Source organism: Nocardia aurea (genome assembly GCF_003123685.1).
Classification (GTDB): domain Bacteria; phylum Actinomycetota; class Actinomycetes; order Mycobacteriales; family Mycobacteriaceae; genus Nocardia; species Nocardia aurea.
Genome location: NZ_QCYJ01000020.1, coordinates 335,794 through 359,532, shown reverse-complemented (window position 1 = coordinate 359,532; position 23,739 = coordinate 335,794). Strand labels below are relative to the sequence as shown.

20 protein-coding genes are annotated in these 23,739 nt (G+C 68.0%); 11 read left to right on the top strand and 9 right to left on the bottom strand.

Features of this window, described 5'->3' with window-relative positions; genetic code table 11:
• The first annotated feature begins 23 nt into the window (after positions 1–23).
• From DAT37_RS06885 to DAT37_RS06850, 8 genes are read left to right on the top strand one after another with little or no spacing between them, the layout of a single operon-like run.
• Complete coding sequence (locus DAT37_RS06885) at positions 24–2,777, top strand: phosphoenolpyruvate synthase (RefSeq protein ID WP_232839550.1); 2,754 nt, start codon at positions 24–26, stop codon at positions 2,775–2,777.
• A gap of 31 nt (positions 2,778–2,808) precedes the next feature.
• Positions 2,809–6,147 (top strand): AMP-binding protein, encoded by a 3,339-nt coding sequence (locus tag DAT37_RS06880; RefSeq protein ID WP_232839549.1) that lies wholly within the window; start codon positions 2,809–2,811, stop codon positions 6,145–6,147.
• Positions 6,144–6,419, top strand: a complete 276-nt coding sequence (locus tag DAT37_RS06875) for an acyl carrier protein (protein ID WP_109523833.1) — start codon at positions 6,144–6,146, stop codon at positions 6,417–6,419. Before DAT37_RS06880 ends, DAT37_RS06875 begins: the two co-directional genes overlap by 4 nt.
• Positions 6,416–7,504, top strand: a complete 1,089-nt coding sequence (locus DAT37_RS06870) for an SDR family oxidoreductase (RefSeq protein ID WP_109523832.1) — start codon at positions 6,416–6,418, stop codon at positions 7,502–7,504. The genes DAT37_RS06875 and DAT37_RS06870 overlap by 4 nt, the downstream gene beginning before the upstream one ends.
• Complete coding sequence (locus DAT37_RS06865) at positions 7,501–8,400, top strand: nucleoside-diphosphate kinase (protein ID WP_232839548.1); 900 nt, start codon at positions 7,501–7,503, stop codon at positions 8,398–8,400. Before DAT37_RS06870 ends, DAT37_RS06865 begins: the two co-directional genes overlap by 4 nt.
• Positions 8,397–9,371 carry a ScbA/BarX family gamma-butyrolactone biosynthesis protein gene (locus tag DAT37_RS06860; protein ID WP_109523831.1) on the top strand — a complete coding sequence of 325 codons (975 nt, stop codon included), beginning with the start codon at positions 8,397–8,399 and terminating at the stop codon, positions 9,369–9,371. Before DAT37_RS06865 ends, DAT37_RS06860 begins: the two co-directional genes overlap by 4 nt.
• Complete coding sequence (locus DAT37_RS06855; protein WP_232839547.1) at positions 9,368–9,556, top strand: hypothetical protein; 189 nt, start codon at positions 9,368–9,370, stop codon at positions 9,554–9,556. The genes DAT37_RS06860 and DAT37_RS06855 overlap by 4 nt, the downstream gene beginning before the upstream one ends.
• Positions 9,544–10,503, top strand: coding sequence for a UbiA prenyltransferase family protein (locus DAT37_RS06850; protein ID WP_109523830.1), 960 nt, complete (start codon positions 9,544–9,546; stop codon positions 10,501–10,503). Before DAT37_RS06855 ends, DAT37_RS06850 begins: the two co-directional genes overlap by 13 nt.
• Here DAT37_RS06850 and DAT37_RS06845 read toward each other — a convergent pair.
• Entirely contained in the window at positions 10,500–11,588 is a 1,089-nt protein-coding gene (locus tag DAT37_RS06845) for a methyltransferase (RefSeq protein WP_109523829.1), read from the bottom strand. The genes DAT37_RS06850 and DAT37_RS06845 overlap by 4 nt on opposite strands.
• Positions 11,589–11,818: 230 nt before the next feature.
• Between DAT37_RS06845 and DAT37_RS43925 the strand changes: the two genes are divergently transcribed.
• The 3 genes from DAT37_RS43925 to DAT37_RS06835 all read left to right on the top strand — a co-directional run bounded on the left by DAT37_RS43925 (position 11,819) and on the right by DAT37_RS06835 (position 13,824).
• Positions 11,819–11,986: a hypothetical protein gene (locus tag DAT37_RS43925; protein WP_157978344.1), complete on the top strand. Its 168-nt coding sequence runs from the start codon at positions 11,819–11,821 to the stop codon at positions 11,984–11,986.
• A 237-nt stretch (positions 11,987–12,223) separates the two neighbouring features.
• Positions 12,224–12,442: a hypothetical protein gene (locus DAT37_RS06840; protein ID WP_109523828.1), complete on the top strand. Its 219-nt coding sequence runs from the start codon at positions 12,224–12,226 to the stop codon at positions 12,440–12,442.
• Between the two features lie 539 nt (positions 12,443–12,981).
• On the top strand, positions 12,982–13,824 hold the full coding sequence (locus tag DAT37_RS06835) for a ParA family protein (protein WP_408637375.1): 843 nt from the start codon (positions 12,982–12,984) through the stop codon (positions 13,822–13,824).
• A gap of 52 nt (positions 13,825–13,876) precedes the next feature.
• On the opposite strand, the gene DAT37_RS06830 is transcribed toward DAT37_RS06835, so the two are convergent.
• The 8 genes from DAT37_RS06830 to DAT37_RS06795 form a co-directional block, all read right to left on the bottom strand.
• Positions 13,877–14,659, bottom strand: a complete 783-nt coding sequence (locus DAT37_RS06830; protein WP_232839546.1) for a MerR family transcriptional regulator — start codon at positions 14,657–14,659, stop codon at positions 13,877–13,879.
• 127 nt (positions 14,660–14,786) lie between these two features.
• Positions 14,787–16,355 carry a flavin-containing monooxygenase gene (locus tag DAT37_RS06825; protein ID WP_109523825.1) on the bottom strand — a complete coding sequence of 523 codons (1,569 nt, stop codon included), beginning with the start codon at positions 16,353–16,355 and terminating at the stop codon, positions 14,787–14,789.
• Positions 16,352–17,272 carry a reductase gene (locus tag DAT37_RS06820; protein WP_109523984.1) on the bottom strand — a complete coding sequence of 307 codons (921 nt, stop codon included), beginning with the start codon at positions 17,270–17,272 and terminating at the stop codon, positions 16,352–16,354. Before DAT37_RS06820 ends, DAT37_RS06825 begins: the two co-directional genes overlap by 4 nt.
• Complete coding sequence (locus DAT37_RS06815; RefSeq protein ID WP_109523983.1) at positions 17,253–18,170, bottom strand: SDR family NAD(P)-dependent oxidoreductase; 918 nt, start codon at positions 18,168–18,170, stop codon at positions 17,253–17,255. The genes DAT37_RS06820 and DAT37_RS06815 overlap by 20 nt, the downstream gene beginning before the upstream one ends.
• Positions 18,171–18,204: 34 nt before the next feature.
• On the bottom strand, positions 18,205–19,191 hold the full coding sequence (locus tag DAT37_RS06810; RefSeq protein WP_109523824.1) for an alpha/beta hydrolase: 987 nt from the start codon (positions 19,189–19,191) through the stop codon (positions 18,205–18,207).
• A 55-nt stretch (positions 19,192–19,246) separates the two neighbouring features.
• On the bottom strand, positions 19,247–20,194 hold the full coding sequence (locus DAT37_RS06805) for a D-isomer specific 2-hydroxyacid dehydrogenase family protein (protein ID WP_109523823.1): 948 nt from the start codon (positions 20,192–20,194) through the stop codon (positions 19,247–19,249).
• 179 nt (positions 20,195–20,373) lie between these two features.
• Positions 20,374–21,333, bottom strand: a complete 960-nt coding sequence (ligD, locus tag DAT37_RS06800; protein ID WP_109523822.1) for a non-homologous end-joining DNA ligase — start codon at positions 21,331–21,333, stop codon at positions 20,374–20,376.
• Positions 21,334–21,427: 94 nt separating this feature from the next.
• The gene (locus DAT37_RS06795; RefSeq protein ID WP_109523821.1) at positions 21,428–23,593 is read right to left on the bottom strand and encodes a RecQ family ATP-dependent DNA helicase; all 2,166 of its coding nucleotides are present in this window, start codon (positions 23,591–23,593) and stop codon (positions 21,428–21,430) included.
• Positions 23,594–23,739 lie beyond the last annotated feature (146 nt).

Genomic DNA, 23,739 nt, shown 5'->3' with positions numbered 1-23,739 from the left:
GGCCAGGACGCCGTGTCCGGCCCGTGATCGGGGATGATGGGAGCTACGCCGTGCAGGTACTCGGTCCATGGTCCGAAGCGGCGTCGATCGACGCGCTCGCGGGCGGTAAGGCCCGCGGGCTGCGCGGTGTGCGCGACGGCGGGATCCGAGTCCCCGAATGGGTCGCGCTCGGCACCGATGTCTTCGAGCGATTCGCCGCCGACGCCGGACTGTCCGAGCAGGTGGCCGCCTTCGCCGCCGCCGAGGATGCCGAGGCCGCCCTCGCCCTCGGCGAGACCGTTCGCGCCGGTATCGCCGCCGCGCCGCTCCAGGATCCGGTCCTGACCCTGATCCTCGACGCGGGCGCGCGGTTCGACGGCCCGCTCGCGGTCCGGTCCTCGGTGCGCGCCGAGGACGGGGCCGATCACTCCTACGCGGGCCAGTTCGATTCGTACCTGAACGTGCGCGGCCCCGACGCCATCGTCGACCGGGTCCGCGACTGTTGGGCCTCGGCCTTCTCCGAGCGGGCGATCCGCTACGCCTTCGCGCGCGGTCTGCCGCCCGCGAGCGGCCCGGCGGTAGTGCTGCAACGGCTGGTGACAGCGCGGGCGAGCGGGGTGGTGTTCACCGCCAATCCGACGACGGGCGCGCTCGGCGAACTGGTGATCAGCGCGGTCTACGGTCTCGGTGAGGGGCTGGTGTCGGGCGCGGTCGACGCGGATTCGATCGTCGTGGACAAAGCCACCGGAGTCGTGCTCGACACCGTGCTGGGGGACAAGGACCGCCGTTACGCCCCCGCGGGCGAGCAGGGGTGCGAGATACGCGAGGTCGACGCAGGCGATCGCGAACGCGCGGTGCTCTCGGCCGACGAGATCGCCGAATTGACCGCACTCGGTCGCACGGTGGAGAAGGAGCGCGGCACACCGCAGGACATCGAATGGGCGATCGACGACACCGGGATCTGGCTGCTACAGGCCCGCCCGATCACCACCGTCGGCGTCGAATCAGGGTCGGCGCGCGCGGCCGAACTGCGCGGGGCGGGCGAAGCCGTCCCCGACGGCGAGACGCGAATCTGGGACAACTCCAACATCATCGAGAGTTTCAGCGGCATCACCTCGCCGCTCACCTACACCACCGCGGCCGATATCTACGGCCGCGTCTACCGCGGCTACGCGAAATCGCTGCGGGTGCCGCCCGGGCAACTGCGCCAGACCGACACGTGGACCCCGGTGCTGCTCGGCTACTTCCACGGGCGCGTCTACTACAACCTGCTGCACTGGTATCGGATGGTCGGCATCGCACCCGGTTATCCCCTCAACCGCAAGGTGCTGGAGGCCGCGCTCGGCGTCGACGAGCCGCTGGCAGACGATATCGCGAAAACGCTGCGCCCCTTCACCTTCGGCAATCCGCTCGCGCGACTACGCTCGCGCGCGGTGACCACGGTGACCTACGTGCGACAGCTCTTCGGCATCGACGCCATGGTCGAGGAGTTCACCGACGAGTTCTACCGCGTCTACGACGAGTACGACGCCATGGACTACCGAACGCTGACCGGCGAGCAGGCCTACACCGCCTATCGCGCGGTGGACCGCGACCTGGTCGAACGCTGGGGTCCGTTGATGGTGCTCGACGCCATCCTGCTCACCTGCACCGGGTTGGTGTATCTGCTGACCAAACTGTTCATGCCCAAGGCCCCGGAATGGTTCCTGTACTCGGTCGTCGGACCGGGCGCCGATGTCGAATCGGCCGAACCGGCGCGCGCGATGACCGAGCTGGCACGCCTGGTGCGATCCGATCCCGAGGCGACCGCGCTGGTGAACACCACCCCGGCCGATCTCGTCTATCCGGCACTGCGGGAGTCGGGCCGGGCGGATCTGCTCGCCGCGATCGAGGACTACCTGGATCGGTACGGATATCGCAGTCTGGACGAACTGAAACTGGAGACTCCCGATCTCCGCGAGGATCCGTCGAGCCTGTTCGTCATGTTGCGCAGCGCGCTGGGGCGGGTTGCCGAGGCCGCCGCGCCCGCGAATCGTGAAGAGGAGGCGGACGTCTACCTCGACGCGCACCTGGGCGGGGTGCGGCGCAGGATCTACGAACGCCTGCGCGCCAAGACATCCCGGTGCGCCGCGCATCGCGAGCGGTTGCGTTTCTGCCGTACCAGGGCGTTCGGCATGGTCAAACGGATGATCCGGGTGATGGGCCGCGATCTGGTCGCGCGCGGCGTCATCGATGATTTCGCCGATGTGTTCTACCTGACCAACAGCGAGCTGCGCGGCTGCTACGACGGAGCGGATTCCGAGGCGCTGCGCGATCTGGTCGGCGCGCGCAGAGCGCAGCGCGCCCGCGACGCCGATCTGGTCGCGCCACCGCGTTTCCGGACCGTCGGCGTCGACTTCGGCCGCGCGGCGATGGCCGAACAGGGTTGGGTGCCCGTCACCGACACCCCGGCCGCGACCGTCGGCACGGTGCTCGCCGGAACCCCGTCGGCGTCGGGGGTGGTCGAGGGCGAGGCGGTGATCGTCGACGAGCCGCGTGACGTCGCGGGCGGAATCCTGGTGGCCTACCGGACCGATCCCGGGTGGGTGGCGGCGCTGCCCTCGGCGTCGGCCCTGGTGATCGAGCGGGGCAGCCCACTCACGCACGTGGCGATCGTGGCGCGTGAGCTCGGAGTGCCGACGGTGGTGCAGATCAAGGATGTCACGAAAAAGATACGGACCAGTATGCGAATTCGGGTCGACGGGACCAACGGAACGGTTACTGTGCTGTCCGAAGGAGACCGGCGCGATGATTCCTGACAGCGATTTTTCCGCTGAAGATATTGCGGTAGTGCGGGATTGGCTATCGAACCCCGCACACGACGCGGGTATCCACTTGGCCGACGAGGCGGACGGGTGGGAGTTGCGCACCTATGCCGAACTCGCGGATCAGACCTGGTCCGTCGCCGCGCTCATGCGCTCGGCCGGACTCGGCAGCGGTGACGGAGCCTGCGTCATCATGCCGACGGGGTTCCCGTGTCTCGCGGCCTTCTACGCGGTGTGGGCGTGCGGTGGCGTGTTCACTCCCGTCGCGCCGCCGATGTTCGGCGACCTCGCGCAGATCATCGCGCATATCGCGGGCATCATCACCTCGGCCCAGCCGCGACTGGTGGTGACCTCGCCGGAATTCGAATCGTTCGTACGCGAGGCCGTCACGCAGGCCGGGCGCACCGACGAACCGCTGGTGATCGACGCGAGGACACTGCCGCCCGCGCCGGAACACCGTGAATTCGGCGAACCCGACGAATGCGCGCTGTTGCAGTTCACCTCCGGATCCACCGGAACGCCGCGCGGTGTTCGGGTGAGCTGGCGGAATCTGGCGAACAATATCGCGATGATCTCGGGCCTGATCGACTGGCGGCCCGGCGAGGCCATGGTGTCGTGGCTGCCGCTGTATCACGATATGGGCCTGGTCGGCGCGTTCCTCACCACGGTGACCAACCAGGGCGACCTCTACCTGATGCGCCCCGACCAGTTCGTCCGCGATCCGGCCCGCTGGCTGCGAGCCATGTCGCGCGCCCAGCATTCGCCCTCGCCGTCGTTCGCCCTCGGCTACGTGGCGCACCGGGTGCGGCCGGAGGAGATCGCGGACCTCGACCTGTCCGGGTGGCGCACCCTCGCGGTCGGCTCGGAACCGGTCGAGGTGGCCGATCTGCAATCCTTCGCCGAACTGACGCGCCCGCTCGGCTTCTCCACCTCCGCCTACACCCTCGCCTACGGATTGGCGGAGGCGACGCTCATGGTGACCTCCTCCGAGCGCGGTCGCCCGATCACCGCGCTGCGCATCGACAACCCCAATCTGCGTTTCGGGCGTCCGGTCCCGGTCCTCGAACACGCCCCGCTCGATGACGTGCACCGGGTGGAAGGCGCGGGCTGGATCACCGGACTGGGCTACTCGACCGCGGAATCGACGGTGACCGTCGTCGACGAGGAAGGCCGGCTGCTGCCGGACGGCACCCTCGGTGAACTGGTCGTGACCGGCGAATCCGTGGCACTCGGCTATTCCGGAGCGCCGAGCGCGGGGTCGTCCACCCGTATCTCCGAAGGCTCCCTCTTCTCCGGTGACGCCGGATTCCTCTATCGCGGCGAGGTTTTCGTACTCGGCCGGATGGGGTCGAGTCTCAAGGTGCGCGGCCGTTCGGTCTTCATGGAGGACATCGAATCCCGCGTCGCCCAGGAAACCGGAATCACCAAGGGCAAACTCGCCGCCGTCGCCATCACCGATGCCGGGGCCCGGGGTGTCGCGCTGTTCGCGGAGGCCGCCGCCGGTGACTGGATCGCCGAGGCCCGCCAGGTGATTCGCGGCGAACTCGGACCCGCGCAGACCGTCGAGATCATCACCGGACCTCGCGGCACCATCCGGCGGACCTCCAGCGGCAAACCGCGCCGACGTCATATGTGGCAGGTGTATCGCGACGGCGGTCTCGACGGCGTGGTCGTGCACCGCCCCGACGGCCACACACTCGACCGCACCGACGCCGCGCCGCGACCGGCGCTGCCCGTCGACCGCGTCGCGCGACTACTCGACAAGGCGCTGGAAAGCGTCGCCGTCCCGTCGGATTCGGCCGTGGTGTTCGAGGGATCGCTCGCCGAGGGATTCGGCAACGAGGGCTCCGACGTGGATTTCCTCGCCGTCGTCCCCGGCGACGAGGAGATGCCGACGTTGCCGACGGTGCTGTTCATCGATGGTCGCCGGGTGGAGGTGCGCACCCGTTCGCAGGCGCAACTGCGGCGCCAATTCGAGCAGGTGGCGCGACGCCCCGACGAAGATCTGCTCAACCGATGCCAGCGATTCCTGCGCGCCACGGTGATCCGACCCGGCACGGTGGATCTGGACGCGCTGCGCGCGATCACCCCCTACCCGGAATTCACCACCCTGATCGCGGACTGGTGGTTCGCGCGTGCCGTGCAGGCGCTGCGTTACGCGGTGGCGCTGCGCGCGTTCGGGGCGGAGGCCGAGGCGGCCGAATGGGCGCGCGACGGCCTGACCCAGGCCGTCAAGGGCTGGGCGGCGGGCCGGGGCGAGACCTATCTCGAGACCAAATGGCTGCCGCGGCAACTCGATCGGATCGGCGCGCATCCACTCATCGATCGCTACCGCGCGCTCGTCGACCCGGCGCGCGACTGGGATCAGGTGTGGGAACTCGCGACCGATCTCGGCGTGGAAGGCGTCGCCGACGACCCGCACCGGGTGATCTTCGCCCGCAGGCCCGGGGTGACCACGTGGTCGATCGGCGGCCGCGTGCACGTCCTGCGTGACGATCACGAGGTCTTCGCGCTCTCCGACGCCGCCGCACGGGCCTGGCGTTCGGTGGTGTTCCGGCATTCGGTGCGCGACATCCTCGCCCGCCACCCCGCGATCGGCGCGGAACTGGCCGAATTCGTGCGACTCGGATTCGTCGGTCTCGAATGGCGACGCGGTGGCCCCGTCGAGCCCGCCCTGGCGATGTGCAAGACCACACGGCCCTACACCCCCGTGCCGACCGCGCACGCCCCGATACTCGGACTCACCGGCGCGGCCCGCGATGACGGCGTGATCGCCACCCTCGCGCCGCTGCCCGCCCCGCGATTCACCGAATGCGCGCTGAACCTGGTGTGGTCCAACGTGGTCCTGGAGAACGCGCGCGAGGATCTGGCCGGTGCGGTGAAGGACGCGCAGGGCGCGGTCGCCGATATCGCGGCCCATCGGCTCGTCGCCATGGGCGTGCGAGTGCTGTTGTCCGCCTACGGTATCCACCCGCTGCCCGCCGATGTGGCGCCGGTCGAGACGGTGCGCGCGATGCTGCCCGCCCACGACCTGCGTCGCGAGGAGATCCTGGCCGGGCTCGACGCCGCGCGCGGGGTGCGTTTCTCCGAACTCATCGACGTCGGTGACGACACCGTCGCCGGTCTGGCGATCCTCGACGATTTCGTCGCCGGGGTGCGCCGGATCGCGGGCGGCTCGGACCCCGACGCCGGATTCCCGGCCTCCTTCGATTCGCGCGAGCAGTGGCAGCGCACCCTCGCCATCGGCTACGACTGGCTGCGCGTCGCCGGTTACCTGAATACCGATCTACCGTTGGACGAAGCCCGCGACCTGCTCACCACGGGCGGGCAGCAGCCGCATCTCAGGGAAGGCGAGGCCATATGACCGTGCCCGGAACCCCGGCCACCACGACCGCGGCGCAGGTCCGCCGCATCGTCGGGGCGATGGCCCCGGAGCCGCGGCCCGATCTCGCCGACGACCAGCGCCTGATCGAGGATCTCGGGTACGAATCGCTGCGGCTGATGGAACTGACCGTGGTGCTGGAGCGCACCTTCGGCCTGCCGCGGTACCGGCCCGAGGAATTGATCGGCGTCAGGCGGGTCGGCGAGGTCGTCACCCTGGTGACCGACAGCCTCTCCGCACGGGTGCGGCCGTGAGCAGGCGCGATACCGTCCTCGTCACGGGCGCGACCGGTCTGGTCGGCGCCGAGGTGGTCGCTCGCCTGGCCGCCGCGGGCCGTCCGGTCGCGGCGGTGCTGCACAGCAATTCCGAGATCGTCCGCAACGACGGCACCATCCTGGAGGCGGGCACCGCGGTGGCCGGTGACATCCGCGCCCCCGGATTCGGGATGTCGTCGCGCGACACCGAGGATCTCGCCGAACGAGTCGGCGTCATCGTGCACTCGGCCGCGACCACCGCGTTCGACGCGCCGCCGGGCGCCTACGAGGAACTCAACGTGCGCGGCACCGCGCATGCCATCGAACTGGCCGCCGCGTGGGACGTGCCGCTCGTCCATGTCAGCACCGCCTATGTCTGCGGAATGCGCGGCGGCACCGTCACCGAGGAGGCGCCCGAGGCGGGCGGGTCCTTCGGAAACCGGTACGAGGAGAGCAAGTTCCGCGCCGAGGAGTTGGTGCGCGCGGCGGGCGAACGGGGCCTCGACTGGGCGATCGTGCGACCGGGCATCGTCACCGGTGACGCCACCACGGGCGCCATCCGCGAATACAAGAATCTCTACACCGTCGTGAAACTCATGGTCGAAGGCAAATTGCGGACGTTGCCCGGCCGCTACGACGCGACCCTGTCGTTGGCGCCGGTCGATCACGTCGCCGATGTGATCGCCGCCGCGGTACTGGATTTCGAATCCGCGGTCGGTCGCACCATGCACGCCGTCGGCGCGGACACGCTCTCACTGCGCGAAATCTCCGACGTACTCGCGGAATACCCCTCCTTCGACGTGGCGACCTTCGTCCCGTCGGCGACCTTCGACGAGGCCGACCTCGACCAGATCGAACGCGAGTACTACCGGCGCATCGGCTCGCTCTACACCAGCTATTTCACGCGGCGCCTGAACTTCGACACCTCCCGCGCGCGAATCATGCTCGGCAGGCCGTCACCGCCCACCGGCAAGGAATACCTGCGGCTGCTACTCGACTACTGCCTGGAAACCGGCTATCTGGGGATGCCGCTGCCTACCATCGAAGATGTGCTGGCAGCCAACGACTTCGGCGGTGCCGCGTGACGCCGGGATCGTTGCGGGCGGAGCTGGCACAGCTCACGCCGTCGCCGGACAAGGTCGAGGCCTATATCGGCGACACCTATGTCCTGGAATCGGTCGAGCATCTGAGCCGACTCGGCATCGACCCCGCGACCTTCTCCCGACGACATTCGCTGCTGCTGCTCAAACCCGACGCGATCGTCGCCCGTGCCGTCGAACCGACGCTGGAATGGTTGAGCGCCAACGGCTTCGGGGTCGTCGCGGCCTATCGTGTTCCGGTCGACCGGCATCTGGCCCGCGCCCTGTGGTACTTCGCGTGGAATATCGCGTCACCGGAACGCCGCCGTCTGGCCGACCTGCTGGTCGACATCTCCGACGCGCTGGTACTCGTCGTATCCGGCGCCGACGGCGAACTGCCGCTGCCGGTGCGACTCACCGAGGCCAAGGGCGCCACCGATCCGCGCAAACGTCGCCCCGGTGAACTCCGGCACCTGCTCGGACTGCACAACTACCTGCTGAACCTGGTGCATTCCCCCGACGATCCCGCCGACGTCCTGCGCGAACTCGCCATCTACTTCGACGAGCCCACCCGCGCCGAACTGCTGGCACGACTCGGCACCGACGGCGACACCCACGCCGAGGCGAGACGGATCGCGGCCGAGCTGTACGCGTCCACCCCCTCGGGAAGTTTCGACCGGTCGTCGGCGCTGGCGCGGATCGCACGCGATCTCGGCGTCGAGGAGCCGAGCGCCGACGAGGACTGCGCGCGGCTGCTCTATTCCGCGTGGGACGCGGGCGCCGACCTCGATCCGTGGTCGGTGATCGTACTCGGCTCCTACGTACTGCCCATGCGCTCGGGAGCGCAGTCGCAGACCCTGCGGCCGGTGGCCGCGAACGACTGGTTGGAGGCTCGACCATGACGTACACCGCTGCCGTCGCGGCAACCCATGACCGCACCATCTCGCGGGTGCTCGCGCACCGCTGCGCGGTCGCCGAGGTGTTCGTCACCTCGATGCACGCCGTCGCCGACGACGAATTCGTGGTGGGAGCCCAGCTACCCAGAATGCACGCCTATTACGGCGATCATTCCGGCGCGCTCGCCCTGCGTCACGATCCGCTGCTGGTGATGGAGGCGGCGAGGCAGGCCGCCATCGCGCTCACGCACGAGTACTACGGTGTGCCGACCGAGGCGGCGTTCCTGGTGCGCACCTTCAACGCGACCGGCTCCGACACCGCGGCGTGGGAGGTCGGCATCGCGCCCGCCGACCTGGTGATGACGGTGCGGGTGCCGCGCAAACACCGTCGCGGCGAGGTACTGCACGGCCTCGACATGGTGCTCGATATCGCCTGCGGTGACACACCGATGGCGACCGTCGACGGTTCCTTCTCCTGGACCACTGCGAACCACTGGGCGGCCCTGCGCACCGGTTTCCGCGACAGTCTCGGCCTGGGACCGTTCGTCGGCGCGTCGGCGCTGGGGGAACGCGCGCCCGCCGCCCTGGTGGGCCGCGAGAACTGGCGCAATGTCGTCATCGGCCCGCCGGAGATCGACGGTGACAGGGCGATCGCCCAGGTGGTCGCCGACCTCGCCCATCCGTTCCTGTTCGACCACCAGCTCGACCACGTGCCAGGCAGCCTGCTGATCGAGGCCGCGAGACAGACCGCGCTCAGCGTGGTGCTCGAGGAAACGCCGAAGCTGGTCTGCGTGGCGAGCGCGTTCGACCAGTTCGTCGAACTGGACCGGCCCGTGCACTGCCACGCCGAGGTCACCGACTCCGGGGTGGAAGCGACCGTGGTGCGGTGCGAGATCCGCCAAGCCGCGACGGTGGCGGCCCGCATCGATCTCGAATTCGCCGAGGAAGAACTGGTGCCCGACGAGGTCGGCGGATGAACGGTCAGCGCGCACGCGGCCTCGGCGCGACGATGACCACCGCGCATCTGGCCTACGTACGCGAGAACGGCGACCTGCTCGCCATCCCTTTCGACGAGGTCGCCCAGGTCGCGATGCTCCCGGTCGCCCATCTACGCCCTGGCTCGGCCGCCGAACTCACCAGCTGGGACACATGGACCCTGTGACACCGTCCGCGACCGGAACAGCCCCGTCCCGTGGACCCTGGGAATCCGTGCTGCGCCTGGCCCGGTTCACGAAGGTGATGTACAAGCCGCACTACCTGCTGTACGGCATCCTGTGGGTGCTGGCGCTGGAAGGTACCGCGGCGCTGATGTCGCGCCCCGAGCGGTCCTGGCATCCCACCGGCGCGACGGTCCTGCGTATCGCGATCGTCGCCGTCGTCCTGCTCTACCTGCGCATGGTCGACGAGCAGAAGGATCTCGAATACGACCGCGTCCACAATCCGGACCGACCGCTGGTCACCGGGGCCGTCAGCGCCGGTGAACTGCGGGCGGGGATGGCCGTGATCGCCGTCGTCTCCGTCACCGCCTGCGCCGCGCTGTCGGCGCTGTCCGCGCTCATGATCGCCGCCGTGCTGGCCTACGGGCTGTTGCTGTGGGCGCTGGAACGGCTTTCGGACCCGGTGCGCACGAATATCCTGCTGAACCTCGTCGTCACCTACCCGGTCCAACTACTCGTCACCGCGTACATCGTGCTGTCGGCTATCGACACCGGCGAGGTCGCGGCCCGCTGGCAATCCGCCGCCGTCGCCGTGATCTTCGCGGGCGCGTTCCTGCAATTCGAATTCGCCCGCAAGACCTCCCGAACCGAGCGGCCCGACGAACTCTTCTATTCCAACCCCCTCGGCGCACGGGGCAGTACCGCCGCGTCGATACTGTTCGCCGCCGTCGCCGTGGCCACCGACATCGCACTGGTGCGCCCCTGGGACCACGCCCCGGCCGAAGCCGCGCTCGCCTGGATCCCCGCCGCGCTCTTACTGATTCCCACCGTCGCCGCGGCGAAATTCCTCCGCTCGGACGATCAGGACCACCCGGTCGTCCCCGCCGTCTTGTTCATCCTCACCCTCTACCTCACCCTGATCGCCCAAGCCCTCGTCCTGACCGGAAACTAGGTCAGGCGGGCCTCGAGGATGTTGTCGGGGGAGATCGTCGGGACGCAGCGCTCGAGGGTGAAACCCGCGCGGGCGAGCAGATCCCGGTATTCGGATTCGGTGCGTTCGCGGCCGCCGGTGTTGATGAGCATCTCGAGGTCGATGTATTTGCCGGGGTGCGGCCTGGTGTTCTCGGGCAGGACGAGTTCGACGAGCAACAGCCGGGAATCCCGGGTCATTGCCGTGCGCAGTACCCGCAGGATCTGGCCGATCCGGTCCTCGTCCCAGTCGTGCACTATGTGTTTGAGCAGGTAGGCGTCTCCGCCCGGGGGCACCCGGTCGAAGAACGAGCCGCTCTCGACGACGCACCGATCGGCCACACCCAATTCCGCGAGCGTGGCGGGGGCCTTCGCGACCACCTCGGGCAGATCGAACAGGATGCCGCGGGATCGCGGTGCGCCACGCAGGATCTCACCGAGCAGCAGGCCCTCGCCGCCGCCCACGTCGACCACGGTGCCGAAACGACCGAAATCGTAGGAGGCGAGCAACGGTCCCATGGTCAGGGTGCTGATGCTGGTCATCGCACGATCGAAGATCTCGCCGGTTTCGCGATCGTCGGCGACGTATTCGAAGAACGGTTTGCCGTCGATCTTCGCGCCGACCGCCTCGCCGGTGCGCACCGCTTCGGTGATGTGGGTCCAGTGCCTGCGGTGCAACTCGGAACCGAAGAACAGCACCGCGTCCCGCAGCGAGACCTCGCTGTCGGCGCACAGCGGACGGGCCAGCGCGGTCAACGCGTAGCGGCCGCGCGTATCCCTGGTGAAGATGCCGTGGCTGATCAGCAACCGCATCAGCCGGTGCAGCGCGTCCTCGTGCGCGCCCACCGCGCGCGCCAATTGCCTGCCGGTGCGCGGGCCGTCGGCCAGCGCGTCGGCGATCCCCAGATTCGCGGCCGCGTAGAGGGCCTGGGTGAGCCAGCCCGCCGCGATCACCTCCATGAGCGCGATCGGGCCCGGCACGAGTTTGCGATGCAGAACCGTCAACGTGTGGCGAACGAAATCGACGGCGCGCACGAGCGGCATGGGTGGTTGTCCGATTCGGATCATGGTGACTCCATCCGTCCTACGGAGACAGCGGTCACCGGGCAGCGTACGTCGCCCGAGCCCGTGGTCAGGGCTTTTACCCGGGTCGGCGAGCCGCGCCCACCCCGATCCGATACCCGGCGAGCTCGCGCCCACACGACGAAGTACATAACGGTTGGGCCGCTATCGGGATGGGAGAGCAGAAGATTGGGAAAGTAGAGATATCGCGCCATGCGAGCGGAATGAGGTGCCCCATGAACACGTTGGTGTGCGGCGATTGCTGGCGACAGGAGAATCTGACCTTCAAGCAGCGATTGGACCCGGCATTCATCCGGCCGGGATACCGATACCTGTGTGCCGAACACGTGGCATTACAGGCAGAACTGCTGGGCCATCCGGGAATAGGGAGGTCGGCGGCGTAGCTTGTCACCGGACTCGATCGTCGTCTGCCGGGTGGCGGGCGAGATCGAGTCCGGGTCGAGAGTTCTCCGCTGATCGACAGCACGAACACGACGGCCCGCCCCGGTGCTGTCCGTCGGGGGCCACGGGCGCTGTTGTCGCGCGTCGGTTGTCGCTGTCTGCTCGGTAGTTCGGCCCGGCCTCCGAGTGGATGCGGTGGCGGGCAGTTCTGTCCGGAGTGCGCGGAGGCCGAAGTCGGCATGGCCGGTCTCGCGGAATTCACGTCGGATCTGCGGTTGTCGGCACTGTCGGAAATTCAGGAGAATCAAGACACGGTCCGCCACTGGCCGATCCTCTTACCGATGGATTGCTCACGGTTCAAGCGAGAATCGAGACTCGATCGGCTCGAACCAGCTGTTCCGGCTGATTGGAAACAATATCGGCGCGACAGCGATCATTTCGGGGTGCTCGAATCCTGAGCCGGAAACGAGCACTCGAGAGAAGCGCGGTCCTTATCGGACAGCAGGGTTATCGGGCGAGCAGGATCGTCGTGTTCATAGCCCTGGTGGGAGTCTGCCTCGGAGTGGCGGGCAACAGCATGTGCGCTGGTTCGGGATCGCGGCGACGACATCGTTCACGCTGATATTCCAGCCGTACTTCGTGGTGGATGATTCTGCTGGTCGGACCGCTGGGGAGCGAGCGACCGCCGCGTGATCATGTTGTGTTTGTGTGGGACACAACTGAATTGGCGGGGGCGTGCTCGATAGCGTAGCCGTTGAGCAGTGGCGGCGAGAGTTCGAGGAGTTCACTGTCAGGCGGGGGTCGACTGGACCTCGCCGTGGAGACGATCCGCAGGAAGCGGCATAGTGGTTGGCGGTCACCAGGGATTCGTCGTTGTCGGCAATCTTTCCGGCCGACACTCGATTGTTCTGGCGACTTTTCAGCAATCTCCCCGTAGTTTGGTGTTTTGCCTTGCAGTCGCAGCGGCGGTGGAACAGACGAACAGGAGAGTCGGCAGATCGTGACAGTAGTCAGTGCGGACAAACCTCTGGAGATGGCCGAGTTGCCAACCGGTGCAGCGCAGATCATTGCTCTGTGTAATCAGAAAGGCGGCGTGGGGAAGACCACCTCTACCGTCAATCTCGGTGCCGCGCTGGCGGAACAGGGCTGGCGGGTATTGCTGGTCGATCTGGATCCGCAAGGCGCGCTGTCCGCCGGTCTCGGTGTGGTTCACCATGCTTTGACTTCGACAGTGTACGACCTGCTCGTCGGGCCGACGACACTGGTGGACGAGGTGTTGATGAAGACTTGCGTCGACAATGTGGATCTACTACCGAGCAATATCGATCTATCCGCGGCGGAGATTCAGCTGGTCAACGAGGTTGCGCGGGAGCAGACGCTGGGGCGGGTGCTCGAGCCGCTTCGGGAACGCTACGACTACATCCTCATCGATTGCCAGCCCGCATTGAGTTTGCTCACCGTGAACGCGCTTGCCTGCGCGGACGGTGTGATCATCCCGACGGAGTGCGAGTTCTTCGCGCTTCGCGGACTCGCGTTGCTCACGGACACCATGGGCAAGGTTCGCGACCGGCTGAACCCGCAACTGAGCCTGTTCGGCATCGTGATCACGATGTACGATCCGCGCCTGCTGCACGCACGTCAGGTGCTGGCGCGTATCGCCGAGGTCTTCGGTGACCGGGTCTACGACACGATGATCTCGCGGACCGTTCGCTTCCCCGACGCCAGCATCGCGGGCGAGCCCATCACCGCGTGGGCCCCCACATCCCGAGGCGCCGAACAGTATCGGGCGCTGGCACGCGAGGTCATCCGACAATCGGCCGAGGTCGATCAATCCAGCTGAGCGGCGCGTTTTCCGGGACCGCGATCATTCGTGGAGTCGTTGTGCCGTAGAACTATTCGCCCGGGCGGACCGAATCGTTCGCCCTGGCACGTTCACGTTCGGCCGCCGTGGCGAGGTAGTCGCCGAGTTCGCGCCGCAACGTGACGTCGAGCGATCTGGCCAGGGTGCTGTGGACCGAGGCGACGGCGAGTTCGCGCATCTTCTCCAGCATCGTCGTGGTGTCGGCGATCTCGGTGCTGGTCTCGGGGAGCCAGCCAGGACCGTGCTCGTCGACGATATGTTCCTTGGCGGCCGTGATCAGGATGCCGGTGATGTCATCGATGCGGTCGGCCACCTTGGCGTAGATCTCGATGAGGGTGCGCAGTTCCAGGCCGTATTCGTGCAGTTCGGCGAACGAGGCCAGTAGTTGGGTGTCGGTGAAGGTGACCGTGTCGCCGTCGATCCGAACCAGTTTCATCTCGCACAGGCGCTGGACCAACTCGTCGGAATCGGTGCCGAGGATGGTGCCGATCAGTTCGCGGGAGACCTCGAAGGTCTCCTCCGGCGCCCACGGCGCGGTCACGGCGTGCTGGAGGCCGAGGATTTCGCTGAGATCCTTGCCGGTCTCCCAGCTGGTGATGAAGTCGCCGATATGCGCGGTGGTGAAGCCGCGCTGCAACAGGGCGTCGATCAGCCGCAATCGTTCGAGATGGACGTCGCCGTAGATGCTCGCGCGACCGTCCTTGCCCACCGGGGGCGGCAACAACCCGCGCTCCTGGTAGGCGCGCACGTTGCGCGTGGTGGTACCCGCGGCACGAGCCAGATCATCGATCCGGTACTCCACCGGCGCATTCACCTCCTCGCACCTGTCCGGCTCCGGTCCCGCGGCCGGGTGACTCGATCCTCGAAGAACCGAGTCTATCGTCCCGGCCGCGGGCCTCCGGCATACGGCGAATCGTGGTCGTTCACGAAACGACGGCCGCTCAGGAGACCGCGGCGATCGGTCGCCGCGGTCTCGTCTCGGACGGCACCACGTGGTAGTCGTCCAGGTTCAGCGCGCGCAACTGGCCGACGTACTGGGTCGCGAAACCCGGGTACATGGTCGCGTTGAAACCGTCCTCGGTGAGATACCAACTGCGGCAGCCGGAATTCCAGGTGGTGCCGGTGAGCCTGCGCTGGATCGCGGCGTTGTAGCGGTCCTGACGCTCGCGGCGCACGTCGAGCAGGCGGAGATTCCGGTCGAGGATGGTGCCGATCGCACCGACCAGGTAGTCGATCTGGGCTTCCATGTACACCAGCGCCGAATTGTGGCCCGGACCCGAATTCGGGCCGAAGGTGAAATACAGATTCGGGTAGCCCGAGACCGCGACGCTCTTGTACGCGTAGGCGCCGCCGGACCATTCATCGGCCAGTACCCGCCCGTCGCGCCCGACCACCGGAATCGGCGTCCCGGTCTTGGACACGTCGAATCCGGTGGCGAAGACCAGGCAGTCGGCGCGGTGTTCGATGCCTTCGGCGGTGCGGATGCCCTGTTCGCTGATGCGGGCGATGGGCCAGGTGATCAACTTGCAGTTGTCGCGTTGCAGCGCGGGGTAGTAGTCGTCGGTCATCAGCAGACGTTTACAGCCCGCCCGGAAATCCGGGGTGAGCTGTCGGCGCAGCCACGGGTCCTTCACCTGCCTGCGCAATTGCGCCTTGCCGACCATTTCGACGACCCGGGTCAGCGGGGTGTTCCACACCACGCCCAGTGCCACCGATTCGTGCCCGTAGAACCACAGCTGCCTGGACAGCGTTTCGGCCCCGGGCACATGCCGGTACAGCTGTTTGGTAAGCGGAGTTGTCCGCCGATTGACCCGAGGCAGCACCCAACCCGGCGTCCGCTGGAACACCGTGACCGACGCGGCCTTCTTCACCAGTTCCGGGATGATCTGCACCGCGCTGGCCCCGGTGCCGACGACGGCGACGCGTTTGCCGGTGAAGTCGTAGTCGTGATCCCAGCGGGCGCTGTGGATCTTGTGTCCGGTGAACGTCTCGATCCCGCGGATCGGCGGCAGACTCGCGTTGGCGAGCGGCCCCGACGCGAGGACCACGGTCCGCGCCCGCACCGGATCGACGCCACCTTCGACGCCGACCTCCCACAGCCCGGCCGATTCGTCGAACACGATCCCGGTGACATTGTGCGCGAACCGGAAATGACGGTGCAGCCCGAATTCCGCGGCCATCGACTCGATATAGCCGAGGATCTCCTCGCTGCCCGAATAGGTGTGCGACCAGTCGGGATTGGGCGCGAAACTGTAGGAGTACAGCCGCGAGGGGATATCGCAGGCCGCTCCGGGATAGGTGTTGTCGCGCCAGGTTCCGCCGATCGCGGTGCCGCGTTCGAAGATCGCGAAATTCTCGATGCCGCGCTGCTTCAACCTGATCGCGGTGCCGATCCCCGCGAATCCGCCGCCGATGACGGCGACATCGAGTGCCTCCGCTGGGGGAACTGCCGGTTGGGGAACTGCCGCCGCGCTCGCCACGGTGGTCTCCTTCGGTGTGCGGCGCGTCATGCCGCGGGCTCGTAGGTGAGTTCCTTGGACCAGGTCGGGTCCTTGCGCAGCAGCGCTTTCGGCACCCGCGCGGTGATCTTGACCAGCGCGTCGGCCAGCAGGTGGTACGGGTGGTCGCGATCGATGACCCAGCTGCCGTGCAACTTCACGATCTGATACATCGGCAGCCTGCGGGCGAATTCGCTGCGCTCGCCGACATTGCCGTAGCGCTTGAGCGCGGTGTAGAGCTTCTCCTCGTCGACGCCCATGGCGACGATGTTGTCGCGCATCTTGTTCAGCAGCGGCACGTAGCTGAGCACGCCGATCAGGAACGTCGGTTTGACCCAGCCGCCGACGAGGTCGACGAGCAGTTTGCGCATCTGCGCGTGGCCGAGCACATCCATCACCGCGAAATCGACGGCCAGATGCCGGGATTCGTCGGCGTTGATGCGTTTGAACACCTCCTGGCAGACCGGATCCTCGATCTCGTCCATGATGAATTTGACCAGCGCGCCGTCCAGGGTCACCTCCAGCATCGGAATCACGGTGCCCAGGAACGACAGCGACATGTCGTCGGAGTACTTGTCGAGGAAGTCGATGACCAGTTTGACGTTCACATTCGGCTGCGGGATCTCGTCACCGTCGAGCATGCCCCACCGGCGCATCAGGGCCAGTTCGGCATTGGCGTGCTTCTGCTCCTCGGCGTGGAAATAGCGATAGATCTCGCGGAGGGTCTCGGTCGGGGCCTTCTTGGCCATGGCGGCGAATCCGCGCGCGCCGACATTCTCGATCCACATCAGATCGGCCATGAACGGCTTGAGTTTGGCGTGCAGTTCCGGCGAGATGGTCTCCACGCCGGGGGCGTCCCACTCGATATCGGCCAGTGCCCACTGCCGGTCCTTGATCTTGCGCAGCATGTCATCGAAGTCCATCGCGATGGCCATGTCGGGCTCCTGTCTGCTCGGTGACCGTCGCGCGGTCGTCTTCGGTGGAATCGTCGTGCGGCAGCAACCGTTCGAGGAGTCCGAGGGCGTAGGTGTACTGGGCCGGGAAGTAGCGCTTGAGTCGCCACACCACCTGCGCGTCCAGCTGCGGCAGGACGTAGAGCCTGCCGTGGTCGTTGGCGTCGAGCGTGGTCCTCGCGATGTATTCCGGGGTGAAACCGGTCCAGCGCATCAGCGCGTCCGCGAGTCGCTGGGATCCGTCGGTGATCCGGCCGTCGCGGGTGACGTTGGTCTTGACGAAGGTCGGGCACAGGACCGTCACCGCGACGCCGGTTCCGGAGAGTTCGGCGGCCATGGTCTCCGACAGCGACATCACCGCCGCCTTGGAGGTGTTGTAGACGGCCATCGACGGCGCGGCGGCGAACCCGGCGGCCGAGGCGACATTGATGATTCCGCCCTTCCCCGCGGCCCGCAGCGCCGGCGCGAAAACCTCGCATCCGTGCACCACGCCCCACAGGTTGATGCCCAGCGCCCACTCCCAGTCCGCGAATCCGATCTCGCCCACCGGCTTTCCGCCGATGCCGACCCCCGCGTTGTTGACGACGAGGGTGACCGGACCGTCGAAGACGGCTTCGGCGAATTTCGCGAGTCCCACCACGTCCTCGCGGCGCGCCACATCGCAGCGCAGGGCGTGGGCGCGGCCGGGATGCTCGCGTTCGATGAGCGCGACGGTGGCGTCGGCGCGCGCCTCGTCGATATCCGCGCAGATCACCTGTCCGCCGCGGGCCGCGATCTCCCGGGCGAAGGCGCGTCCGATCCCGCTGCCCGCACCGGTCACCACGGCGCGCGCCCGATGGCTGCGCCGCGCCGAGCCTATGCCGAACGGCAGCAGTCCCGGTGGCAGGAATTTCTCGACTCCGAACACGTCAGCTCACCTTTTCCGAAACGGTCGGCGCGACGAGGGCGGCGCGCAGGAAGTCGGCGGCACGGGCCAGGGCCTGGTCCGCCTCCGGGGTCAGCAGCGGCAGCGCCTGGAAGACGTGCACCTGACCGGGCCAGATCTCGAGTTCGCACACCCCGCCCGCGGCGCGGACCATCGCGTGCAGCGCTCGGGCGTCGGCGCTGAGCATTTCCGCGCCGCCCGCCTGGACGAGGATCGGCGGCAGTTCGATCCCGTCGGGGATGGTCAGCCGCAGTCGGGGCGCGTCGTCGGCCAGGCCACTGGTGTAGCGCCGGGGCAGCCGCGCCGCCGCGGTCGCCGAGATGACCGGATCTCGTTGCCGCCGCTCCTGCTCCGCGGCGAGTCCGAGGGTGAGATCGAGTAGCGGTGAGAACATCGTGACGGCGGCAGGCTGTGGGCCGCGACGGCGTCCGTTCTCGATGAGCAGGTCGAGCGCGAGATGTCCGCCCGCCGAATCGCAGGCGATGACGATATCTTTCGCGTCGGTGCCGCGGTCGAGCAGCCATCGGTAGCCCGCTTCGACGTCATCGGCCGCGGCGGGGAAGGGGTGTTCCGGCGCGAGTCGGTAGTCGGTGAGGAATACCGGCAGACCCGTCCGCTTCGACAGCCGCGCGGCGAGTCCGCGGTGGGTGCGGGCCGAGCAGAGCACGTAACCGCTGCCGTGGATGTAGTAGACGACTTTCGTGCCGAATGGCACGCCGGGCGCCCGAACCCATTCGCCGCGCACCGCTCCGGCCCTGACCCGGGTGACCGTGGTTCCCGGCAGGGTCGGGCCCGCGGCGGCCATGATGGTGGCGATCAGGGTGCGAGCGAACCAGATTCCGGGGGTATTGAGCGGAATCGCGCAGTTCAGCGGCCGCAGCCCGTACTCGGCCGCCCTGGCCGCGACGACGGCGCGCAGCGAGGGCGCCGCGGGGATGGCGGGGACCGAGGTCCTCGTTGACCTTGTCATGCCTCAAGAATCAGCGATGAATGTGCCAGTTGTCAATGGCACATTAGAAAGAGGTCTAGTAGCCGCGCCTCGGATCGATCGGAGCCAGCAATTCCCGCCCCGCGACGAAACGGCTCACGTTCGCGGCGACATGGTCGGCGAAAGCGGCGAGGCGCAGCTGCGGCGGATTCGAATCATGGGGCGTGATGATCACATTCGGCAATGTCCAGAGCGGGTGACCGTCGGGCAGCGGTTCGGGGTCGGTGACGTCGAGACCCGCGCCGCCGATGACGCCCGAGGACAGCGCGGCCACCAGCGCGTCGGTGTCGATCAGCGGACCGCGCGCGATATTGATCACCCAGGACGACGGCTTGAGCCGTGACAGCGCGTCGGCGTCGATCAGATGCCTGGTCTCGGGTGTGGCGGGCGCGGCGACCACGACGTGATCGGTGCGGGACCAGACCTTGCCCAATTGGTCCGTGGAAACCGTCTCGACGGAGTCGGGGATATCGGGACCGGTGATCGGATGTCCGGAACGGGTCACCGCGATGACGTGCGCACCCAGCGGTGTCAGCATGGGGATGAGCGCGCGGCCGATACCGCCCGCGCCGACGATGGTGACGGTCTTGCCGCGCAGCGATCCGACATGCGGGAAGAAATCTTGTTGCCGCCAGCTGTCCGCCCGCAGGTGCTCGGGCAGGTACCGCACTCCGGCGAGAAGCAGCATCAACGCGTGCTCGGCGACACTCGCCGCGAAAGCGCCTGCGGCGGAGGTGAATCGAACCTTCGGGTAGCGGTCGAAGACACCGGCGGTGAACCAGTCCTCGACCCCGGCCGCCGGAAGTTGCACCCATTCGACCGATTCGGGCAGCGGCGGGAAATCGGCCGGTTTGCCCACCCAGATCAGTCCCCTGGCCTCGTCGAGATCGGAGACGACGGCACCCCCCTCGACCACGGCCTTCTCCACCAGGGTCGGCGCGGGTCGGTCGGGGCCGATCGCCACCGGGACAACTGGCTCGCTCATACTTGCGGACCTCCTCGCCGAACACCGATCGCGGCCGGTCAGCGCACCCCCGGGCCGGCCTGGACGGGCCGATACCCGCCATCGAAAATCTAGCACCAACCGGACGTGCGAACGCGGTCACGTCGCCCGTCCGCGGGGTCGGTCGCCGCCGTGCGCGGGGAGCTCGAACCGGTGATCGATCACTCCTGATCGTCGGGCGGATCCTCCAGACGATCACGATCGGCCCAGGCCAGCAGTGGGTCGATCGCGAATACCGCGTCGTCCATGCCCGCGTGCAGATCACCCAGCTCCGCGTAGCGCGCCGGAACGGTTTTCATCGTGAAATCACGCGGATCAATATTCGGGATCTCGTCCCAGGTCACGGGGGTCGAGACCGTCGCCTCGGGGACACCGCGCACCGAATAGGCGGCGGCGATGGTGTGATCACGCGCGTTCTGGTTGTAGTCGACGAACAGCAGTTTCGGATCACGATCCTTGCGCCACCAGGTCGTGGTGACGTCATCGGGAGCGCGCCGCTCCACCTCGTGCGCGAAAGCCAGAGCGGCCCTTCGTACTTCGGCGAAACCCCACTCCGGGGCGATCCGGACGTAGATATGCAGGCCTTTGCCGCCGGAGGTCTTCGGCCAGCCGACCGCGCCGAGATCGTCGAGCACCTCGTGGGCGACACCGGCCACCCGCCGCACCCGCGACCACGGGCAGTCGGGCATCGGGTCCAGATCGATACGCCACTCGTCGGGTCGCTCGGTATCGGCGCGGCGTGAATTCCACGGATGGAACTCCACCGTCGACATCTGCACGGCCCAGATCACCTCGGCCAGTCCGCCGACGCACAGTTCGTCGGCGTGCCTGCCGTAGCGCGGAAAGTACACGCGCACGGTCGGAACCCATTCCGGCGCACCGGCGGGCAGCCGCTTCTGATGCACCTTCGCACCGGCCAGCCCCTTGGGGAACCGGTGCAGCATGCACGGCCGCTCCCGCAGCGCGTTGACGATCCCGTCGCCCACGCTCAGGTAGTACTGCACCAGGTCGAGTTTGGTCGCCCCGCTCTCGGGGAAATACACCCGATCCGGATTCGAGATCCGCACCGTCCGATCGCCGATATCCAACTCGATCGCGGGCGTCGCCGACTTCCCTGCCACCGGACCGACGATAGTCGTTCCGGCCCCGCCGAGCCGGATATCACCGCGGGCTGTGTCACTGCCGGCGGTGTCACCGCGGCTGAATCGCCGCAGGCTATGTCACGGTGGCGAGGGCGAAGGGGAGTACGGCGTCGGCGCCCGCGGCGCGCAGGGCGTGCGCGGCGAGGGTCAGGGTCCAGCCGGTGTCGGTGAGGGCGTCGACCAGCAGGATCGGTCCCTCGATCGCGGACAGGTCGGGGACCTCCCACGAGTCGTGCAGCGCGGCGACGCGGTGGGCGGAGTTGGCGGCCGACACCGGCGGGCGGCCGGGACGGGTCGGGAGGGTGCCGAGGTCACGCAGGCGGCCGACCTCGGCCAGGCGCGCGGCCAGCGTGGCGGTGAGCACCGGATGGGTGGAGGACTCCAGGGCGAGGACGGCGATCGGTCGGGCGGCCCATTTCCATTCGCGCAGCACCGTGACGCAGGCGTCGAAGACGGAATCGGGTATCGGGTCGTCCGGCGCGTCGAGCAGGGCGCGCAGCCGCTGGCCCCAGCCGAGATCGGTGAGTCTGCCCAGGGCGCGGCCGGTGTCGGCGCCGCCGGTGATCTTGCCCGACAGGGGGATACCGAGTTTGCCGAGACCGGTCGGCCACTGCTTGCGCGGTGCGAGGTCGAGGCCGGGACGATCCAGCCGGGCCCGGGTCGAGGCGAGCGAGGCGGCGTCGACCGTGGCGTCGGGGCGGGTACCGGTGCAGTTGTCGCACCGTCCGCAGCCCGGCGTCTCGGCGTCGAGGGCGGGCAGCCCGGGATCGTCGAGTTGGCGGCGCAGAAAGTTCATCCGGCAGCCGGTGGTGGCCTGGTAGTCGATCATCGCCTGCTGCTCGACCTCGCGGGCGGCCGCCAGGCGTTCGTAGCGGTCGGCGTCGTAGGTCCACTGCTGCCCGGTCGAGATCCAGCCGCCGCGCACCCGGCGCACCGCGCCGTCCACGTCGAGCACCTTGAGCACCATCTCCAGGCGGGAGCGGTTCAATTCGACCAGGGGTTCCAGCGCGGCGGTCGACAGCGGGCGATCGAATTCGAGGGCGTCGAGCACCGAGCGCACGATGTGCTCGCGCGGGAAGGCGACCGAGGCGAAATAACTCCAGATCCGCGCGTCCTCGGGGCCGGGCAGCAGCACCACCTCGGCCCGGTCGGTACCGCGTCCGGCGCGTCCCACCTGCTGGTAGTAGGCGATCGGCGAGGACGGCGCACCGACGTGCACCACGAATCCCAGGTCGGGTTTGTCGAAGCCCATGCCGAGCGCCGAGGTCGCGATGAGCGCTTTGACCTCGTTGTTCAACAGGGCCGATTCCAGCGCCTCGCGTTCGGCCGGATCGGTCTGCCCCGTGTAGGCGGCGACCGTGTGACCGTGCTCGTTCAGCACGTCGGCCAGATCGTGCGCGGCGGCGACGGTGAGGGTGTAGACGATGCCGGAACCGTCGAGAGTGCGCAGGTGACCCGCGAGCCAGGCGGTGCGCTCCACCGCGTCGCCGAAACGGACCACCGACAGGTGCAGCGATTCCCGGTCGAGCGTGCCGCGCAGGACCAGCGTCCGGTCGCTCGGCCCGGTGGACCCGGCGTAGGTCGGATCGAATTCCGCGCCGATCTGGGTGGCGACATCGGTGACGACCCGGTCGTTGGCGGTCGCGGTGGTGGCAAGCACCGGCACATCCGAGCCGAGGTCGGCGATGAGGGTGCGGATCCTGCGGTAGTCGGGACGGAAATCGTGGCCCCAGTCCGACACGCAGTGCGCCTCGTCGATGACGACGAGCCCGGCGTCGGCGGCCAGCCTCGGCAGCACCTGATCCCGGAAATCGGGGTTGTTGAGCCGTTCCGCGCTGACCAGCAGTACGTCGATCTCGCCGCTCGCGACCCGCGCGTGAATATCGTCCCATTCGGTGACATTGCCCGAATTGATCGTCGCCGCGACGACACCGGCCCGTTCGGCCGCCGCCACCTGGTTGCGCATCAGCGCCAACAGCGGGGAGACGATCACCGTCGGTCCGCGACCCGCACCGCGCAGCAACTTGGCCGCGATGAAGTACACCGCCGATTTACCCCACCCGGTCCGCTGCACGACAAGTGCCCGCCGCCGCTGCACCACCAGCGCCTCGATCGCGGTCCACTGATCCTCACGCAGCCGAGCGCCCGGCCCGGCCAGTTCGCGCAGCAGTTCTTCCGCCCGTTCCCGCAGGTCGGGCGCGGCGGTGTCGATCACGGTTGTCTCGCTCGCCGAAGTCATGGCCCCCATCGTGCCCCACCCCACCGACACGGGTACCGGGCGGCGTGGTTCGCCTCGGGATGGCCGGGCCCACGCGCCCGACCGGTTTCGGCGACCATACGGCGATCGATGGCTGTGCGACCGATGACTGTGCGATCGGCGGCTGT

Excerpts from the sequence above, each read along its gene's own strand:
- DAT37_RS06875 (WP_109523833.1), top strand. The coding sequence starts at position 6,144 with ATGACCGTGCCCGGAACCCCGGCCACCACGACCGCGGCGCAGGTCCGC.
- DAT37_RS06860 (WP_109523831.1), top strand. The coding sequence starts at position 8,397 with ATGACGTACACCGCTGCCGTCGCGGCAACCCATGACCGCACCATCTCG.
- DAT37_RS06855 (WP_232839547.1), top strand. The coding sequence starts at position 9,368 with ATGAACGGTCAGCGCGCACGCGGCCTCGGCGCGACGATGACCACCGCG.
- DAT37_RS06850 (WP_109523830.1), top strand. The coding sequence starts at position 9,544 with ATGGACCCTGTGACACCGTCCGCGACCGGAACAGCCCCGTCCCGTGGA.
- DAT37_RS06845 (WP_109523829.1), bottom strand. The coding sequence starts at position 11,588 with ATGATCCGAATCGGACAACCACCCATGCCGCTCGTGCGCGCCGTCGAT.
- DAT37_RS43925 (WP_157978344.1), top strand. The coding sequence starts at position 11,819 with ATGAACACGTTGGTGTGCGGCGATTGCTGGCGACAGGAGAATCTGACC.
- DAT37_RS06840 (WP_109523828.1), top strand. The coding sequence starts at position 12,224 with ATGGCCGGTCTCGCGGAATTCACGTCGGATCTGCGGTTGTCGGCACTG.
- DAT37_RS06825 (WP_109523825.1), bottom strand. The coding sequence starts at position 16,355 with ATGACGCGCCGCACACCGAAGGAGACCACCGTGGCGAGCGCGGCGGCA.
- DAT37_RS06810 (WP_109523824.1), bottom strand. The coding sequence starts at position 19,191 with ATGACAAGGTCAACGAGGACCTCGGTCCCCGCCATCCCCGCGGCGCCC.
- DAT37_RS06805 (WP_109523823.1), bottom strand. The coding sequence starts at position 20,194 with ATGAGCGAGCCAGTTGTCCCGGTGGCGATCGGCCCCGACCGACCCGCG.
- DAT37_RS06795 (WP_109523821.1), bottom strand. The coding sequence starts at position 23,593 with ATGACTTCGGCGAGCGAGACAACCGTGATCGACACCGCCGCGCCCGAC.